A 16923-nucleotide genomic window follows, 5' to 3' on the forward strand; every position below is an offset into this window, starting at 1 on the left:
GTGACCTGGCTCACTCCGACGACCGGCGACCGCTTCCGGTGATCTCGCGGTACCGGCCCCGGTAATGCAGCAGCGGCTCCGCCTCCTCGACCAGCTCGACGGCGACGATCGTGGCCTCCACCAGCAGCGCCCAGCCGTACTCCCGGGCGGTGTCGAGGCGGCAGCCGGTCCAGCCGCCGGCGTCCGACGGCACCGGGCCGTACGCGGTGTCGGTCCAGTCGCCGGTGGCGAAGAGGCCGCCCGGCGACGGGAAGAGCCCGGCGAAGCGGTCGGCGAGCTGCCGGTGTGCCGGGCCGAGTGGCGCCACCGCGAAGCGCCCAGCCGCCTCGGCCGCCGCCCACAGCTCCGACTCCGGGTCGACCAACCCGAGTAGCCGGTCCGGCTCACCCTCCGCCACCAGCGTTGACGACACCGTCAGCCCGGCCGGGCCGGGCGCTGTCCAGAGCGTCACCGGCGTCGCCAGCCGACCCCGCAACCGGCGTACGGGGGACCGCTGGCCGGCGGGAACGGCGAACGGGTCGGTGTGGTGGATGTCAGCGCCCGGCTCATGATTCACGTGGAACATTCTGCCGTCCCCGGCCCGCGCCCAGCCGACGAAGCGTTCCCGCAGCCCGTCCGACAGTTCACTCCGGCGCAGCGGCGCCAGCTGTGTCGCCGCCTCCGCGAGCAGCGTTCCCAGGTAGACGAGGAGCGCCGGTCGATCGTGCCGGTACTCCACCAACAACGCGAGTCGCGCCGGTTGGCAGGGCCAGGGGGCGCCACACGCCCGACACCGCCAGAGCGGGCGCATCGGTACGTGTGGCACCCCTCGGCCCGCCGCCGGGCGGCCCCTTGGCGGTCGTGCTCCGCTCACCAGCGGCCACCGTTGGCCCGCCAGGTCTGCGCTGGGGTCAGCCAACCAACTCGGCCCGGTTGGGGTGACGCCACCGTCGGCCAGCTGGCCCACGCGGGCGGCTGCTGCGGCGGAGCCGTCGCCCGCCCCACCGCCGTCGCCCCCCACGTGCTGGCCGCCGCCGGCCGGCCCCTGCGCCGGTACCACCGCAGAGCGCCGTTTCGTCGGAACAGTCTGAGCATCGCTGCCTCCTCCAGGTGGTGGGTCGCCCCGACCCGGGAGTGCTCAGGGCGACCCGACGCAGGACCAGCTGCCGGGCGTCGCCTCCACCAGCCGGGCCGCGCAGCTTCCACCCTGGACTCGGTGGCCCGGGCAGGGGAGGATGCCAGTGCTTACTACAGAACGCGGTCACGTACTTACCAGGTAGGTGAGCGATGAAGTTCGAGATGTGGATCCGAGCGCTCAAGGCGGCCCGTGCCGCTGCCAACGTTTCTCAAGAGGGCTTGGCAGCGATGATCAGGTGGAGCCCATCCCTGATCGCCGCCATCGAGACTGGTCGACGGCGCCCGACCATGGAGCTGGCGGTCGCCGCGGATGAGGCGCTGGACACTGGTGGCCTCCTCGCCGAGTTACTCAAGGAGGCTGACCAGGAGCGAGGACCCTCCTGGTTCGTGGCGTGGCGGGGCTACGAGCAGCAGTCGACCCGGTTGCGCGCCTTTGAACCGTGTCTGGTGCCGGGCCTGCTCCAGACCGAGGAGTACGCCCGGGCGGTGATCTCGGCTGGCGGGCTACAGCAAGCTCCCGCAGTAGACGAGCTGGTCACTGTCCGCATGGAGCGACAGCGACTGCTGTACCGGGATCCCCCACTGTCGCAGGCGGTCTTCCTGATGGACGAGATGGCAATTCGTCGACCAGTCGGTGGACCGGCTGTGTTTGATGCTCAGCTTGACCAGTTGCTGGAGGTGGCCGAGCTGCCGCAACTCCGGCTGCACGTTGTGCCACTCAGCGTTGGCGAGCACGTCGGCCTATCCGGAGGTTTCGTGTTGGTTGAGCTGGCCGACGGCGAGCAAGCGATCTATCTAGAAAACGCTGCGCGCGGGCATGTGGTCAACGACCCTGAGACAGTCCGCTTCATCAACCGCAAATGGGATAGCGTGCTGGGCGAGGCGTTGTCCACAAGCACTTCGCTGGACATGATTCGAAAGCTGAAGGTGACGTCATGACTGCTGTTGAACCGCGCTGGCGCACGTCAACCCGCTCTGGGGACACCGGGGGCAACTGTGTTGAGGTGGCGGACAATCTGGCCGGGGTGGTGTTGGTGCGGGACAGCAAGGACCGGCTCGGCCCTGCGTTGACGTTTGGTCCCGAGTCCTGGCGCAGGTTCGTCGCCGCTACCCGCCTCCGCTGACCGGCAGTGGGCCCGCCCGGCTGCGTCTGACGTGGCGGCGGTCGGAGGACGCACCGCCTGCCCAGTGACCGAGGTGGCGATCGCTGGGCGGCTTCGTGCGTTGATCACGGGGCTGGGAGAAGGTTTCCCTTCGCTGAGTTGTCGCCCTCGGCGCCGTCGGGCTCGGGGTAGGGCCAGCCTTCGCCGTCTCCGGTTTCTGTCCCGGTGAAACCCCAGACGATGGTGGCGTACCACTGACTGGGCTGCGCCCCTCCGAGTACGGACTGCGGTGCGGACAGCGGAAGGTTGACGACGGAGTCGGCACCCGCCGCCAGTGCTGGCAGCCAGCATCGATAGCGCGTACCGCTCGGGGTTTTCGATGTTTCGCACTTCGCGGGTAGCGAGGTGATCGTGACCTTCGCCGGCAGATCCACCCTCAGATAGGGGTCGGTGGCTCGCTGCGGCCCCTGGTTGCTGATGGTCAGGCGCAGCGTCCCAGTCGCCGTGTCCGCGCCGTCCGGGACGAACTGAACGTCACCCCCGCTGATGGAGAGGTCGGTGACTCGCGGGTTCGGTGGGAAGGCGCTCGGCCCGCCCGACTGGACGAAGCCCTTGCCTGACCAGGAGTAGGCCCGCCACTGCGACTGCGCGAACCCGGCCACGACTCCTTCGCCGGCCGCGTCCAGAACCTCCACCTCGACGGCGGTGCCTTTCGCGCGGATCCCCCTGATCCAAGCGATGTCGCCGGTGTGCCCGGTCACCAGACCCATCGTCACAATGGTGTCGGAGGCGTATCGGTCAAAAGCGAGGACCCGCGACTCACCCAGCTCAATCCCGCTGCAGTTGATCAGTGCGGCCGTCTCCTTCGCCCCGTCTTGATCGAGGTCAGCGTGGACGACCTCGGAGATGGTGATCCGGAGTTCCGACTCGGGCGCCAGCTGCGCGGTGCCGTCGGAGAACTTCACCCGCCCGGCGGGGCAGTGTTCTTTCAGGTACTCGGGCCACTCGGGTAGGTCGAGGGTGGTGTTGCCCAGTTGTTCTTTGCTGATCCGGCCATCAGGGGGTGCCGCAGCGGTGGGGGTCGTGACTGATGGGCTGGGGGTGGCGGTTGGGGTGGTGGAGTTCGATGGGGTCGGTGTGGTTGGTGTTGGTGTGTCTGCGGGTGGTGCGGGTGGGTTTGGGGTGGTCCAGGTTGCGGCGATTGCTGGGGTTGCGGCGAGTACGGCTATGGCTAGGACGCCGGCGGCGACGATGCGGGTGGTGCGGCGGCGGCGGGCGACGTGTTGTGCGGCGGCGGCGCCGGCTGGGGTTGCCAGTGGTCCGCCGGAGGTGTATGCGGTGAAGATGTTGTCGAGGTGTGGGGTGTTGTTGTTTTCAGGCATTGGTTTCCTCCGTCCCCGGGTCGGAGAGTGCGGTGGCGAGTGCGGCGCGGCCTCGGTGTAGCCAGGACTTGACGGTGCCGGTGGTGGTTGCTTCTTGGGTGGCGATCTCGGTGATGCTGAGGTCGGCTATGTGGAAGAGCACGATTGCTCGCCGTTGTTTTTCGGGCAGGGTGGCGAGTGCGTGGGCTAGTGCTACCCGGTCTGGGCTGGGTCCTTCGGTGGTGTCGTCGTGGCGGAACCGGGCGTGGGCGCGGGCGGCGCGCAGCCGGCGCCAGCGGCTGCGGGTGACGTTCATGGCGACGGTGCGGATCCAGGCTGCTGGGTGGTCGTAGTGGACGAGTTTGTTCCAGCGGGGCCAGGCTCGGCTGAATGCCTCCTGGACTGCGTCGTGGGCGTGGTCGATGTCGGCTGTGTAGGCGTAGAGCTGGAGCAGCAATGGTTGAAAGGTGGCGGCGTAGAACTCCTCGAAACTGTCGACCACGCTGCCGGTGTCCTCGGCGACTGTGGGCGGCGGTTCCTCCCGGGTGTCTCCTGGGCCGGGCATGCTTACCGTCACGTTGGCGTCCCCCCTGCTGGCTGGCCGCTGATCGCGCGGCTCTATTCAGCAGACTCCTTGCCCCGATCGATGGTTGCGGCTAGCCGGGGCCGGGAACTTACTCAACGGCGGGCAGTGATGGTCGCGAGTAGTTCGGGCTGACGCCGGTCCAGCACGTCGCCGGCCAGGTAGGCGCCGAGCAGCGCCGCCCCCAGCCCGTACGCCGCGCCGACCGGCAGGGCCAGCCAGAGCCAGACGTCGCCGAGGAGCGCGGCGGCCACCACCATCGGGATCACCGCGACCGCCGAGGCGAGCATGGACAGAATGGCCAGGAAGCTGCGGGCCACCCCGGCGCCGCTGTTCATCGCGAACGGGTTGCTCGTCTCCGGCAAGGAGTACGCCCCGAGTACCGACAGCAGGGTGTTGACCGCGAGCCCGGCGCCGAAGGTGGCGAGCAGGCTCCCCGCCGTCAGGCCGATCCACCCCGGCTGCCCCAGCACCAGGAGGGCGAGCACCCCGGAGATGACCAGAACCAGCGGCAGCAGGTAGAGCGAGAACGCCGCCATCCGGGCCCGCAGCTCCACCGCGCCGGGCACCCCCACCACCACGTGCGCCGCGTACGCGCTGCCGTCGAAGCCGAACTGGTTGGCCAGGGTCGCGGCGGCGAGCACCCCGACGAAGACCATGGAGAGAGTGACCAGGACCGGGGACGAGCTTTCCGGGGTGCCGCCGCCCCTGGTGAGGCTGGCGCTGCCGAGGTTGAGCATGACCGGGACGAAGAGGCCGACCACGGCCAGCGTGATCAGGTTCGCCCGTCGGCGGGCGTCCCGCCACCAGTACCGCGCCTCCCGCGCCACCAACGCGCCGAAGCGGCCCCGGGGAAGCCAGTCCAGCAGCCGGGGGAAGAGCTGCGTGACAGCGGTGCCGGTCGCCGGTGACCGGGTTGACGTCCGGCCGCTGCTCGCGGTGCCGATCATCGCCGACTCCAGCGAGCGGGACCACCAGACCAGCAGCGCCACCACGGTCACCGCCGTGATCAGCAGCTTCACCGGTGCGGCCCAGACCCGCCCCTGCGCGACCTCGATGCCGATCGTCCACGGCGCGCCGAACGGTGTCCAGCCGACCACCGCCGCCACCGCGGCCAGCCGGTCCCAGTCCGTGTCCCGCAGCGCGGCGACGGCGGCCAGCTGCACCGGCGCGATCAGGGCGGCAGCCCCGGCCAGCAGGACCGCGGCCAGGTCGCGAACCCGACGCGAACGCAGCATGGTGGCGAAGGCGCTGGTGATGGCGCGGGCAGCGGCGACGCAGAGCAGTAGGCCGGCCAGCACCCCGACCGCCTGCGTGAGGGCGGCCGGCCATCCGCCGAAGATACCCGCGGTGAAGATCAAACCGCTGGAGGCCAGCAGCCCGGCGACCGCCGGGACGCTGACCAGCGCCGCCGCGAAGAGACCGGTGACCAAGGTCCGGCGGGGCAGCGGAAGCAGCGCGAAGCGGGCCGGGTCCAGCGTCTCGTCGACCCCGAAGAAGATCAGCGGCAGCAGGAGCCAGCCCAGCACCAGCAGACCGCCGCCCAGGGCCGCCAGCAGCGTCGCGTACTGGTCGTTGCCGGCGAGGCCCGGGGCGGCGAAGAGGGAGAAGCCGAAGACAGCGGACCAGAGCCCAACGGCCGCGCCGACCGCGAAGAGGCCGACTCGCCAACCCTGTCCCCGGAAGTTGTTGCCCAGCACCCGCAGCTTGAGCCGGACGAAGTGCCAGGCCGAGACCCGCCGACCCGCCCCCACGTCGGATCCCGCGTCGGTCACCGCGACAGCCACGCCAGCTCCTCACCGGTCGCGGTGCGTCCACCGACGACCGTCACGAAGACCTGCTCCAGCGTCTGCTCCCCGCGGACCTCGTCCAGGGTGCCGACCCGCTTGATGGCGCCGTCGGCGAGGATCGCCACGTGCGAGCAGAGCCGTTCCACGACCTCCATCACGTGACTGGAGAAGACGACCGTGCCGCCGCCGGTGACGTACCGTGCGAGGATGTCGCGGATCAGCGCCGCCGACACCGGGTCGACCGCCTCGAACGGCTCGTCCAACACGAGCAGCCGGGGGCCGTGCAGCAGTGCGCAGGCCAGGCCGATCTTTTTTTTCATCCCGGCCGAATAGTCCACCACCAGGGTCCGCCCGGCGTCGGCGAGCGCGAGCACGTCCAGCAGCTCCGCCGCGCGTTGGTCGACCACCGCCGGGTCCATGCCACGCAACAGGCCGTGGTACGCGAGTAGCTCGGCGCCGCTGAGCCGGTCGAAGAGGCGTATGCCGTCGGGCATGACGCCGAGGAGTTGCTTCGCCCGTACCGGGTCGGCCCAGACGTCGTGGCCGAGCACCCAGGCACCGCCGGCATCTGGTCGGAGCAGCCCCACGGCCATTGACAGCGTGGTCGTCTTGCCGGCGCCGTTGGGTCCGAGGAGCCCGTAGAACGAGCCGGCCGGCACGGTCAGGTCAACGCCGGCCACCGCCGTCTTCGCGTCGAAGCGCTTCACCAGACCACGCAGCGCGAGGGCGGGGGGCTGCTCTGCTGTCATGGGTACGACCGTAGTAGCCCTGACCCAGCCGGCTGTTCCTGATCACGGTCGCAGGGCTTCGGGGGTGTGCAGGCGGAGCATCGTGGCGCCGACATCGGTTGGGACGCTGCGGCGGGTGGCCGTCGACACCGCCACCATGACGGTGAAGGCGAGCGGGACCGTCCAGGCGGCCGGTTGCGCGAGGAGTGCGGCCGGCCACCCGGCCAGCGGCGGGCCGAGCACGGTCACCAGTACCGCCCCGGCCGCGGCGCCCCCACCGACGAGCACCCCGACGGCGGCGCCACGGGCGGTCAGCCCCCGCCACCAGATGCCCAGGACCAGCAGCGGGCAGAAGCTCGACGCGGCCACCGCGAACGCCAGCCCCACCACCTGTGACACCTCCAGCCCGGAGACGTTGAGCGCGAACACCGTGGGCACGCTGCCGGCGAGCACGGTGGCGAGTCGGAACCCGCGCACCGAGCCGCGGCCCAGCACATCCGTGGAGATCACTCCGGCGACGCTGGTGAGCAGGCCGGAGGAGGTGGAGAGGAACGCCGCGAACGCGCCGGCGGCGACCAGCGCGGCGAGGAGCCGGCCGGTGGTCCCCGTACCCAGTGCCGCGCCGGGCAGGAGCAGCACCACCGCGTCGGTCTCCCCCGTGAGCAGCAGGTGCGGGGTGTAGATCCGGCCGAGTGCCCCATAGACGGTCGGCAGCAGGTAGAAGGCGCCGACCAGGGCCAGGACCACCAGGGTGGTGCGGCGGGCGGCGGCGCCATCCGGGTTGGTGTAGAAGCGCGCCAGCACGTGCGGTAGGCCCATCGTCCCGAGGAAGGTGGCGAGGATCAGCGAGTAGGTGGTGAACAGGCCCTGGTCGTCGGCTTCGGTGCCGGGTAGCAACCAGTCGGCTGGGTCGGTGGCGACCCCGGCCACGTCGGGCACCGGTTGCCCGGCGGCGAAGGTCAGCTCGTCACCGGGGCGTACCTGCCGCAGCTGGCCGTCGGGGAGGGCGAGGGTGGCGGGATGTTCGACCACGACGGTGGTCGCGGTGCGGAAGGTCGGACCCTCCGGTGGGGTCACCGCCGGGCGGGCGTCGGCCTGCCACTGCAACACCAGGAAGATCGCCGGTATGGCGAGAGCGGTCAGCTTGAGCCAGTACTGGAACGCCTGGACGAAGGTGATCGCCCGCATGCCGCCGAGCGCCACGTTCGCGGTGACCACCGCCGCGACCAGGAGGGCGCCCAGCGGGTAGGGCGAGCCGGTCAACGTGGCCATGGTCAGCCCGGCGCCCTGCAGTTGGGGGACGAGGTAGAGCCAACCAATGAAGATCACGAAGGCGGTGGCGAGGGTGCGCAGCCGCCGGGAGCCCAGCCGGAGCTCACAGAAGTCGGGCAGGGTGAACGCCCCGGAGCGGCGCAGCGGCGCGGCGACGAAGAGCAGCAGCGCCAGGTACCCGGCGGCGAAGCCGACCGGATACCAGAGCACGTCCACGCCGTGCTTGAGGATTAGACCGGCGACGCCGAGGAAGCTCGCCGCTGACAGGTACTCCCCGCCGATCGCGGCGGCGTTCCAGGTCGGGCTGACCGCCCGGGACGCCACCAGGAAGTCCGAGGTGGTGCGGGCTAGGCGCAGACCGTAGAAGCCGATGCCGACGGTGATCAGGGTGACCGCGACGATCGCCGAAGCGACGTAACCGTTGCCCACACTCAGCGCTCCGGCCGCTGGATCAGGTCGGTGAAGTCCTGCTCGTTGCGTTCGGCCAGGCGCACGTACGCCCAGCCGACCAGGACCAGGAACGGGAAGGGAAGCACTCCGAGTAGCACCCACGGCAGGTGCACCCCGAGCACGGTGACCCGGCTGACCGATGGCGCGATGGCGAACAGCCACGGCAGGCCGCCGAGCCCGACGGCCACCACCAGCCAGAGCCGCAACGCCAGGGAGAGTTGCGCCCGGACCAGGCCGCGGACCAGAGCCGCACCGACCCGGGTCTGCTCGGCGAGCTCGGTGCGGGGGTGCTCGCTGTCGGACTCGCGCCGGACCACATCGGCCAGCACGATGCGGGTCCGCGCGGAAACGCGGTCATCGGCGGCGACCACCCCGGCAGTCTCGCTCGATTCCGGGGAAAGTCAAGCGCTGCCCAGCTGCCGGTAGCGCATCGCACCGCCCTGTGGATAACTTGTGCATAAGCGTTCCTTCTTGTGGATAACTTCGACCCGCGGCCGCGCTGACCTGCGGTGGGAGCTGTGGACCGGCGCGGGCGAGACGCCGGGGCGGGACGGGCGAAGACGCCGGGGCGAGGCGGGTGGACGCTACGCTCCCGCCGTGCTGCTCCCCCTCGTTGCCGCCGTCGCCGGTGCCGGCTGGGGGCTGCTGCTGCCCGGGCTGATTGACCGATACGCGGTCTACTGGCCGAGCGGTCGGCCCCGGCCGGCCTGGCGGAGCGCCTGCCCGGACTGCGCCGGTGCACGGTCACCCTGGTGGCGGGCACCCCGGCGGTGCCCGGACTGTCGGCGCCCACTGACCCCGGGATGGGCGGTCACCGTGCCCCTCACCGCCGCCGTCACCGGCATCGTGGGGGGGCGGCGTCGGAGCCACCTGGGTGCTGCCGGCGTTTCTGCTGCTCGCCGCCCTCGGGGTGCCACTGGCCGCGGTCGACCTGCGGGTGCTGCGGCTACCCGACCCGTTGGTGGGGGCCGTCGCCGGCGGTGGGCTGGCGCTACTGCTGCTCGCCGCGGTGGCCGACCCGGCGTTCCCGGCGCTGGGCCGGGCCCTGCTCGCCGCCGCACTCTGCGGGGTCGGCTACCTGTCGCTCACGCTGCTGCCCCGGTCCCAACTCGGTTTCGGCGACGTGAAGCTCGGTGCGGCGCTCGGGCTCTACCTCGGCTGGCTGGGGTGGCCGACCGTGGTCACCGGGGTTCTACTCGCCCCGCTGGTCAACCTTCCGCTGGTCGGCGTCCTGCTGGTGACTGGTCGTGCGGGCCGGCGAACCCCCATCCCGTACGGGCCGGCGATGCTCGGGGCGGCGATCGTCGCCGTGGTGCGCTAGCCGGATCAGCGGGCCCAGTCCTGCTTGGCCGCCCGGATCAGCTTCTCCTTCAGCTCGCGGGTGTGCCGTCGGCTGACTGGCAACTCGGTCACGTCGACCACCACCACGTAGCCGGAGTTCACCAGCCGTAGCTCGGCGATGAGCCGTAGCTGGACCAGGTAGGAGCGGTGGATTCGGACGAAGCCGGCGTCAGCCCACCGCTCGGCGAGGGTCGCCAAGGAGACCCGGACCAGGTGGGAACCGTCGGTGGTGTGCAGTCGCACGTAGTCACCCTGCGCCTCCACCCAGCGCACCGCCGACCGGGGCAGCATCCGGGTCGTCCCGGCCAGCTCGACCGGGATGGTCGGGTCCTCATCCGGTGCCGGCGCCGCCGGCTGCGGGGGCACCCGCCGCGCTCCGACCACCCGGCGCAGCGACTCGGCCAACCGTTGCGCCCGGACCGGTTTGCGGACGTAGTCCGTCGCACCCAGGTCGAACGCGTCCACCGCGCCGTCGTCGTAGGCGGTGACGAAGACGATGGCCGGCGGCCGGGCGAAGCGGCGGAGGACCCGGGCCAGCTCCATCCCGTCCAGCCCCGGCATCCGGATGTCCAGGAAGACCACGTCCACATCGCCGTCGCGAAGCACCCGTAGCGCCTCGGTGGCGTCACCGGCGGTGTGTAGTCGGGCGACCCGTGGGTCGCCCCGCAGGTGGTACGCCAGCTCGTCGAGGGCCGGTGGTTCGTCGTCAACCGCCAGGACCCGGAGGAACCCGGTCACGACCCCGCCCGTACGCCGGGATGGAACTTCGGCACCCGCATGCTCACCCGCGTACCCAAGCCGAGGCCGGTCTCCACCACCAGGCCGAACTCGTCCCCGAAAACCGCCCGGAGCCGTTCGTCAACATTGGACAAACCCACCTGCCCGCCCGGCGTCCCCGTCGGGGCGCTTCCGGCGGCGGCCAGTTCGGCGATGCCGGCGGCCAGCGTGGCCGGATCCATCCCCACCCCGTCGTCCTCCACCGTGATGTGGCACTCGGTGCCCGCGTCCCGGGCCTCGATGCTCACCATGCCTGTGCCGGGCTTGCCGGACAACCCGTGCCGTACCGCGTTCTCCACCAGTGGTTGCAGACAGAGGAACGGCAGGGTCACCGGCAGTACCTCGGGGGCGACCTGGAGTCGCACCTGGAGCCGCTCGCCGAATCGGGCCCGTTCGATGGCCAGGTAGTGATTGATCGACCGGAGTTCCTCGGCCAGGGTGGTGAAGTCGCCGTGCGCCCGGAACGAGTAGCGGGTGAACTCGGCGAACTCGAGGATCAACTCCCGGGCTCGGTCCGGGTCGGTGCGGACGAAGGACCCGATCGCCGTCAGCGCGTTGTAGATGAAGTGTGGGCTGATCTGTGCCCGCAGCGCGCGGACCTCGGCGCGGGCCAGCCGCTCTCGGGAGGAGTCCAGCTCGGCGAGGGCGAGCTGGCTACCGGCCCAGTGCGCGGTCTCCAGCGTCGCCTGCACCAGGCCGGGCGCGGGTGCCCCGTCCGCGATGGCCAACAGTGCCCCGACAATCCGCCGGTCCGCGCCGGTCAACGGTGCGACCACGGCACCCCGGACCGGGCAGTCCACCCGGTCGCAGGGCAGCTCCGCCTCCCCGAGCACGGTCGACCGGCCGGCCGCCGCGACCCGGCGGGCCGCCGCGACGAGCTGGGCCTGGTGGTGTGCGCCGCGCCCGTCGAGGGCGAGCAACGCCGCGGTGTCGGTCAGCGCCAGCCCGGCCGCCCCAACCAGGGCCCGGAGGTGACGTACGGCCTTGGCGGCGTTCGTGGCGGTCAGCCCGGCGCGGAGCGGCTCGGCGGCGAGGCCGGCGGTGTGCAGCACCTCGTAGGTGGCCCGCTGGGTGGCGGTGGCGATGGTGCGGTGGCCGCGCGGGCGCAGCACCGCGACGAGGGTCGCCGTCAGCGCGGTCGCCAGTGCGACGACACCGAGGACGGCGGAGAGGCTGCCACTCACGGAGTGCATCCTGGCCGGTGCCGGCCGGAGTGCCAAGGGCTCCGGCGTAGACCGCTGGATGGTTGAGGCCAGCTCTGCTACCGGACTACGCTGCGTGAGCGTCGGATGCGCTGTCGATGGTTCGCGACGAGGCTCGGCCCTGTTCGACCGGCTGGACGGTGATTCCAGCCGAGCGGGGGCCGAACACGTATCGGGGTCAGCGCGGGTGAACAGCACGGTTTCTTTGCGTACCGCGAGGTCGTGCGGTGTAGGCGGGCTGGCCGCGGGGTGACCACCGTCTGGTGACGGGTCGGAAGCGGACGGTGGTCACCCCGCGTCTGATCAGTGCCCGCCTGGCACGACGTGCCACTGGAAATCGACGATGGTGTTACTTCGCGCCGGTAAGGGCGACCAGGGCGTTCGCGGTCCGGAAGTACGGGTTGCGGCCGAGGTCGCCGACGGTGGTGATGTTGAAGGCTTCCTTGAGCAGCTTGGCGTCGCCGTCGCTGACGCCGGAGAGGGCGGACACCGGGGCGTCGACGATCTCGGTGAGGGTCTTGTCCTGGTAGGCCTTGTCAACCAGCTTGCCGAGGTCGGCGGTGACGGGCATGCGCACTCCTTTGCCACTCCGGCCGGAGGCTCCGGCCGGATACGGATGAACCTGCCAAATTAGAACACGGCCACTTCGTCTGATTCCACTGTGGATCTTTGACGAGTTGGGCACTTTCCTCGCCGGAGTGAGGTGAGGACCTCGTTGCTGGCGGCGCCACCAGGTAGTCGGCGGCTCGTCGCGTCCCACCGCCACGGTGCCGTAGGTGGACCGCCCGGAGCCGCACAAGGTGACGGTAGCGCCGTGCTCCTGGATGGTCGAGTCGGGCTCGGTGGCTGTCCATTCTTGCCGGCGTGGGCTCGGCGACGACCGTCCGGGACGGTGCGCACCGTGCTGGCCACACTGTCCAGGATGGAATTCGAGTACATTCGCGACCGCGCCCTGGAAGGCTACGGTCCGCCGCACCCGCGGCGTCGGCGAGTGACTGATCGGCCACTCATCTGGGTGAACACACGTAGCGGAAACATCCCACAAAATTAATCCATGGCGGTCTTTGGTCTGACCTTGTCCGTACCTCTACTATGCCCGGACGGGATTCCCTCAACAGGCGAACCGGGCGGGATCGTCCTGCAACGGCGCCGACCCCCCCGAAAGGACCCCCCATGCGCCGACGATCGATCCAGCGGATCGGCTTGGCCCTGCTCGTCACCGCGGTGAGCCTCACCCTGTCCACCCCGACAGCCGCCATGCCCGACCCGGGCACGCCGATGCAGTGGCGAGAGGTCTTCTCGCCCGACGGCACGATCACCAAGACGTATCTGCCCCAGGAGAAAACCGCGACCCAGCTCGCCCCAGCCGATGTCGTCGCCCAGGCGGACGTGGTCACGATCCAGTACAGTGGACCGTCCAGCCAGCGCTTCGACATGGTGTTCATCGGCGATGGCTACACCGCCGCCGAAATGGGCACTTTGCGCAAGCACGCGCAGGCGAAATGGGACGAGATCGCCGCCAGCGCCCCGTGGAACAAGTACAAGAGCTTCATCAATGTGTGGTTGGTCAACATCATCTCCAACGAGTCCGGCGTCGACAACGACCCCTCCCCGGGCGTCAACCGCGACACTGCGCTGGACATGCACCTCTGGTGTAACAACACCGAACGCCTGCTCTGCCTGAACGAGGCCAAGGCCCGGCAGTACGCCAACCAGGCCCCTGGCGTCGACGCGATCGTCGCTGTCGGCAACACCGCCAAGTACGGTGGCGCCGGGTACCGCGACCTGTCCACGGTTTCCGGCGCCAACATCCTGTCCGGCCAGATCGCGCTCCACGAACTCGGCCACTCGGTCGGCGGCCTCGCCGACGAGTACTACACCCCCGGCACCACCTACAGCAGCGGCGAGCTGCTGGCACCCAACGTCACCACCGACTCCACCGGCCGCAAATGGGCCTCCTACCTTGGCCGCGCTACTCCCGATGGCGGTGTTATCGGCGCCTATGAGGGCGGTCACTACCACCAGTACGGCGTCTACCGGCCGTCGCAGGACTCCCTGATGCGCAGCCTCAACAAGCCGTTCAACGCCGTGGGCCTGGACGTGATGGACCGCGCCATCGGCTCCAAGATCAGCGGCGGTGCGACGGGCTGAGTCACGGTCTAGGCTTCCTCCCGGTCTGGGCCCAACGCCGTTCAGTCAGGGCGGGGGTCGGCGTGTCAAAGCGTGTCTGAGACGCGAAGCAGCGGAGCTCCGGTATAGCGGGTGGTCATTCCAAGGCGACCTGAACATCGGGAGCTCCGCTGGCCGCCCAGGCTGCCATAACTCGGACGGTGACGGTAGCGGCGGCCGCCGCCCTGACCGACGCCACCGACAGCCAGCCCGGTGTCCCACCTGTTACCCCCCACCGGCGAACCGGTGAGAACCCACATGATCAAACGCGCGCACGGCAAGTACCCGGCTCGCGGACCAAACACGGCATTGGGGCTAGTATGCGCCCTTCCGGGCGAGCACCACTCCGACCGTGCGCCACAGGATGCTCAGGTCGTACGCCAGCGACCAGTTGTCGACGTAGTAGAGGTCGAGGCGGACCGCCTCGTCCCAGGAGAGGTCGGAGCGGCCGGAGACCTGCCAGAGACCGGTGATGCCCGGTTTGACCAGCAGCCGGCGGCGTACGTCGCCGAGGAAGTCGCCGTCGTCGGCGGGCAGCGGGCGGGGCCCGACCAACGACATCTCCCCCTTCAACACGTTGATCAGCTGGGGCAGCTCGTCCAGGGACGAGGCGCGCAGGAAGCGGCCCACCGGGAAGACCCGCGGGTCCCGCTTCATCTTGAACAGCATGCCGTCGGTCTCGTTCTGGTCAACGAGGCTGGCCAGCCGCTCCTCGGCGTCCACGTACATGGTGCGGAACTTCCAGACCTGGAAGGTCCGCCCTTCGTGGCCCACCCGGGGCTGCCGGAAGAAGACCGGGCCCGGGTCGGAGATCCGGATCGCTACCGCGATCGCGAGGAAGGCCGGCAGCAGAACCAACAGGCCGAGGCCGGCCGCCACCCGGTCGAGCATGTTCTTCGCCAGCAGTGCCGGACCGGAGAGGGTCGGTTCCTCCACGTGCAGCAGCGGCAGGCCCTCGATCGGGCGGATGTGCACCCGGGGCCCGGCGATGTCGGTCAGCTGCGGCACCACCGCCAGATCGACCCCGGAGCCTTCGAGCTGCCAGGCCATCCGGCGCAGCTCACCTGGCTCGGCGCTGGCCGACCCACAGACCGCGATCGTGTCCCCGCCGACCTCGCGCACCAGGGCGAGGAGGTCCCGCCCCGCGTAGACCGGGACCGGGGTCTCCACGCCGCGGGCAGCCGCGTAGCCGTCGGTGAGGTGGATGGCGACCGGCACCAATCCGGCGGCGGGGCTCCGCGTGACCTGGCGATGGACCTCCAGGCACTCGGGCAGCGTGCCCACCAGGACCATCCGGTGCGCGGCCCGGCCGGCGTTGCGCCGGAGCACGTGCAGCACGAATCGGGCCAGGATCCGGACCAGCAGAATCAGCAGCAGGGCGAGGAGTAGCGCGGTGCCGACCGAATATCGGGACAGATGTGTCTTGGTGGCGAAGGCCAGGAAGGAGACCGTCGCGCAGACCGCCACGCCGGCCCGGAGTACCCGCTTGAACTCGTCCGGACCGAGGCCCAGGTAACGCCGGTCGTAGGACCCGTTGAACCAGAGGATCGCCACCCAGCCGAGCGGTAGCAACAGGCACGCCACGGTGTAGAACCAGGTCGGGTCGTCGTTGTAGAACCCGGCCTGTGCCTGGTCGAAGGCGCGGATGGCGGTGAAACTCGCGAAGGCGGCGGCGGCGAAGTCCAGTAGCACCAGGGCCGCGGTGTAGGGGCGGTGCCAACGGGAGACCCGACGATGGCTGCGGGCCCAGGCCGACCGAGGTACGCCGTTGTGAGACGGCGGTGTCGGCGGCTGGATCTCGAAGCTGTCGACGTGCCGCACCGTTCTGCTTTGGCCTCCGTTGGTTACCGGGTGCTGGAGGCTTGTCGTCACCTCATTCATGTCCTCCCGCAGGACGCGGACCGCTCACTCGGAGTGAGGGACCGTGTCGCCCACCACTTCAGTCTCCCATGCGTCACCCGGGCCCGAGCGCGGACCGGTAGGACCTCGCTTCTGGGGGTGGCGGTTGGCAGCTGGCCGGCTCCGGACCTTTACGGAAGCCGGGACCGGGCCACTATACCGATGGATGGCCGTTCGAGTAGAACCCTAATCCCGACCTTCGTCGCAGCCGGGTGGAATATTCACGGTCAGCGGCGAGCGTCCTCACTCAACGTACAATTCGCGACAACCGTCGGTCCGCGAGCGGCTTCCCGCCGGTCTGGCAACCGGGGCAGTACTGGAGGCTGGAGTCAGCGAACGAGACCTCCCGTACGGTGTCGCCGCAGACGGGGCAGGGCAACCCGGTGCGGGCGTGTACCCGCAGACCGGAGCGCTTCTCGCTCTTGAGTTCGGCGGCCCGTTGCCCCACCGACCGGGACACCGCGTCGCCGAGCACGTCCCGGGTCGCCGCGTGCAGGGTGGCGAGCTGGTCGTCGGTCAGCCGGGTGGTCAGCGCGAACGGGGACAGCCGCGCCGTGTGCAGGATCTCATCGGAGTACGCGTTACCCACTCCGGCGAGCACCGTCTGGTCGGTGAGTACCCCCTTGACCTGGCCTTTTCGGCTGCGGAGCCGCTCGGCGAAGGTGACCGGGTCCACGGCGAGCGCGTCCGGACCAAGCCGGGCCACCCCCGGCACCACCGTCGGATCGGTCACCAGGTAGATGGCGAGGCTCTTCTGGGTGCTGGCCTCGGTCAGGTCGAACCCGGAGCCGTCGTCGAGGCGGGCCCGCAGCGCCACCGGGCCCTTACCCGGGCGCAATGGGACGCGGGTGGGGAACTTCTCCCGGAAGTGCAGCCAGCCAGCGCGGGCCAGGTGAACGACCAGGTGCAGGTCAGCACCGAAGACCAGGTCGAGGAACTTGCCGTGGCGCTGGGCGTCGGTGACCGGCTGGCCGGCCGCGGCCGTGATCGCCGGGTCGTACGTCTTCAGGGCGTTGATGGCGGAGACCTCCAGCCGGTCAACCTGCCGGCCGACGGCGCGTTGGCGCAGGTAGTCGGCGAGCGCCTCCACCTCTGGTAGCTCGGGCACCCACCAACGGTAGCCTCGGGTTCC

16 protein-coding genes and 1 pseudogene are annotated in these 16923 nt (G+C 70.4%); 4 read left to right on the plus strand and 13 right to left on the minus strand.

All coding sequences use genetic code 11. The features are described 5' to 3' along the window. Nucleotides 1–10: 10 nt before the first annotated feature. Both B118_RS0112325 and B118_RS32810 read right to left on the minus strand, forming a co-directional pair. Complete coding sequence (locus tag B118_RS0112325) at nt 11–718, minus strand: flavin reductase family protein (RefSeq protein ID WP_027646266.1); 708 nt, start codon at nt 716–718, stop codon at nt 11–13. Between the two features lie 131 nt (nt 719–849). After that, nucleotides 850–1074: a hypothetical protein gene (locus B118_RS32810; RefSeq protein ID WP_080642634.1), complete on the minus strand. Its 225-nt coding sequence runs from the start codon at nt 1072–1074 to the stop codon at nt 850–852. Nucleotides 1075–1266: 192 nt separating this feature from the next. Here B118_RS32810 and B118_RS0112330 point away from each other — a divergent pair, with 192 nt between their 5' ends. Together B118_RS0112330 and B118_RS30280 are read left to right on the plus strand one after the other, a co-directional pair. Further along, nucleotides 1267–2055 (plus strand): helix-turn-helix domain-containing protein, encoded by a 789-nt coding sequence (locus B118_RS0112330; protein WP_018812304.1) that lies wholly within the window; start codon nt 1267–1269, stop codon nt 2053–2055. After that, on the plus strand, nt 2052–2240 hold the full coding sequence (locus B118_RS30280; RefSeq protein WP_033668122.1) for a DUF397 domain-containing protein: 189 nt from the start codon (nt 2052–2054) through the stop codon (nt 2238–2240). The genes B118_RS0112330 and B118_RS30280 overlap by 4 nt, the downstream gene beginning before the upstream one ends. A gap of 104 nt (nt 2241–2344) precedes the next feature. Here the strand turns inward: B118_RS30280 and B118_RS0112335 are convergent, their stop codons facing one another. From B118_RS0112335 to B118_RS0112360, 6 genes are all read right to left on the minus strand, one after another. Beyond that, the gene (locus B118_RS0112335; protein WP_028192835.1) at nt 2345–3601 is read right to left on the minus strand and encodes a hypothetical protein; all 1257 of its coding nucleotides are present in this window, start codon (nt 3599–3601) and stop codon (nt 2345–2347) included. Beyond that, nucleotides 3594–4145 (minus strand): RNA polymerase sigma factor, encoded by a 552-nt coding sequence (locus tag B118_RS0112340; protein ID WP_018221975.1) that lies wholly within the window; start codon nt 4143–4145, stop codon nt 3594–3596. The genes B118_RS0112335 and B118_RS0112340 overlap by 8 nt, the downstream gene beginning before the upstream one ends. A gap of 113 nt (nt 4146–4258) precedes the next feature. Beyond that, complete coding sequence (locus B118_RS0112345; RefSeq protein WP_028192836.1) at nt 4259–5950, minus strand: hypothetical protein; 1692 nt, start codon at nt 5948–5950, stop codon at nt 4259–4261. After that, on the minus strand, nt 5935–6702 hold the full coding sequence (locus B118_RS0112350) for an ABC transporter ATP-binding protein (protein ID WP_028192837.1): 768 nt from the start codon (nt 6700–6702) through the stop codon (nt 5935–5937). The genes B118_RS0112345 and B118_RS0112350 overlap by 16 nt, the downstream gene beginning before the upstream one ends. A 42-nt stretch (nt 6703–6744) precedes the next feature. Continuing rightward, a complete protein-coding gene (locus tag B118_RS0112355) occupies nt 6745–8382 on the minus strand; it encodes a sodium/solute symporter (RefSeq protein ID WP_027658482.1) in 1638 nt (545 codons plus the stop codon). 2 nt (nt 8383–8384) lie between these two features. Beyond that, a complete protein-coding gene (locus tag B118_RS0112360; RefSeq protein ID WP_028192838.1) occupies nt 8385–8774 on the minus strand; it encodes a DUF485 domain-containing protein in 390 nt (129 codons plus the stop codon). Between the two features lie 226 nt (nt 8775–9000). On the opposite strand from B118_RS0112360, the pseudogene B118_RS28245 reads away from it, so the two are divergent. Continuing rightward, nucleotides 9001–9724, plus strand: a pseudogene (locus B118_RS28245) (prepilin peptidase). Nucleotides 9725–9729: 5 nt separating this feature from the next. Here B118_RS28245 and B118_RS0112370 read toward each other — a convergent pair. The 3 genes from B118_RS0112370 to B118_RS0112380 form a co-directional block, all read right to left on the minus strand. Beyond that, entirely contained in the window at nt 9730–10482 is a 753-nt protein-coding gene (locus tag B118_RS0112370) for a LytR/AlgR family response regulator transcription factor (protein WP_018812884.1), read from the minus strand. After that, entirely contained in the window at nt 10479–11705 is a 1227-nt protein-coding gene (locus B118_RS0112375; protein ID WP_026185578.1) for a sensor histidine kinase, read from the minus strand. Before B118_RS0112375 ends, B118_RS0112370 begins: the two co-directional genes overlap by 4 nt. 367 nt (nt 11706–12072) lie before the next feature. After that, nucleotides 12073–12294 carry a hypothetical protein gene (locus B118_RS0112380; protein ID WP_016810424.1) on the minus strand — a complete coding sequence of 74 codons (222 nt, stop codon included), beginning with the start codon at nt 12292–12294 and terminating at the stop codon, nt 12073–12075. A 602-nt stretch (nt 12295–12896) separates the two neighbouring features. Here B118_RS0112380 and B118_RS0112385 point away from each other — a divergent pair. After that, on the plus strand, nt 12897–13874 hold the full coding sequence (locus tag B118_RS0112385) for a M64 family metallopeptidase (RefSeq protein ID WP_018812882.1): 978 nt from the start codon (nt 12897–12899) through the stop codon (nt 13872–13874). Nucleotides 13875–14207: 333 nt separating this feature from the next. Here B118_RS0112385 and B118_RS0112390 read toward each other — a convergent pair whose 3' ends face one another. Both B118_RS0112390 and B118_RS0112395 read right to left on the minus strand, forming a co-directional pair. Further along, nucleotides 14208–15773, minus strand: coding sequence for a sugar transferase (locus B118_RS0112390; RefSeq protein ID WP_026185579.1), 1566 nt, complete (start codon nt 15771–15773; stop codon nt 14208–14210). Between the two features lie 265 nt (nt 15774–16038). After that, a complete protein-coding gene (locus B118_RS0112395) occupies nt 16039–16899 on the minus strand; it encodes an Fpg/Nei family DNA glycosylase (protein ID WP_028192839.1) in 861 nt (286 codons plus the stop codon). Nucleotides 16900–16923: the final 24 nt, after the last annotated feature.

Origin of the sequence: Salinispora pacifica CNR114 (genome assembly GCF_000514775.1) — a bacterium.
GTDB classification, from domain to species: Bacteria; Actinomycetota; Actinomycetes; order Mycobacteriales; family Micromonosporaceae; genus Micromonospora; species Micromonospora pacifica.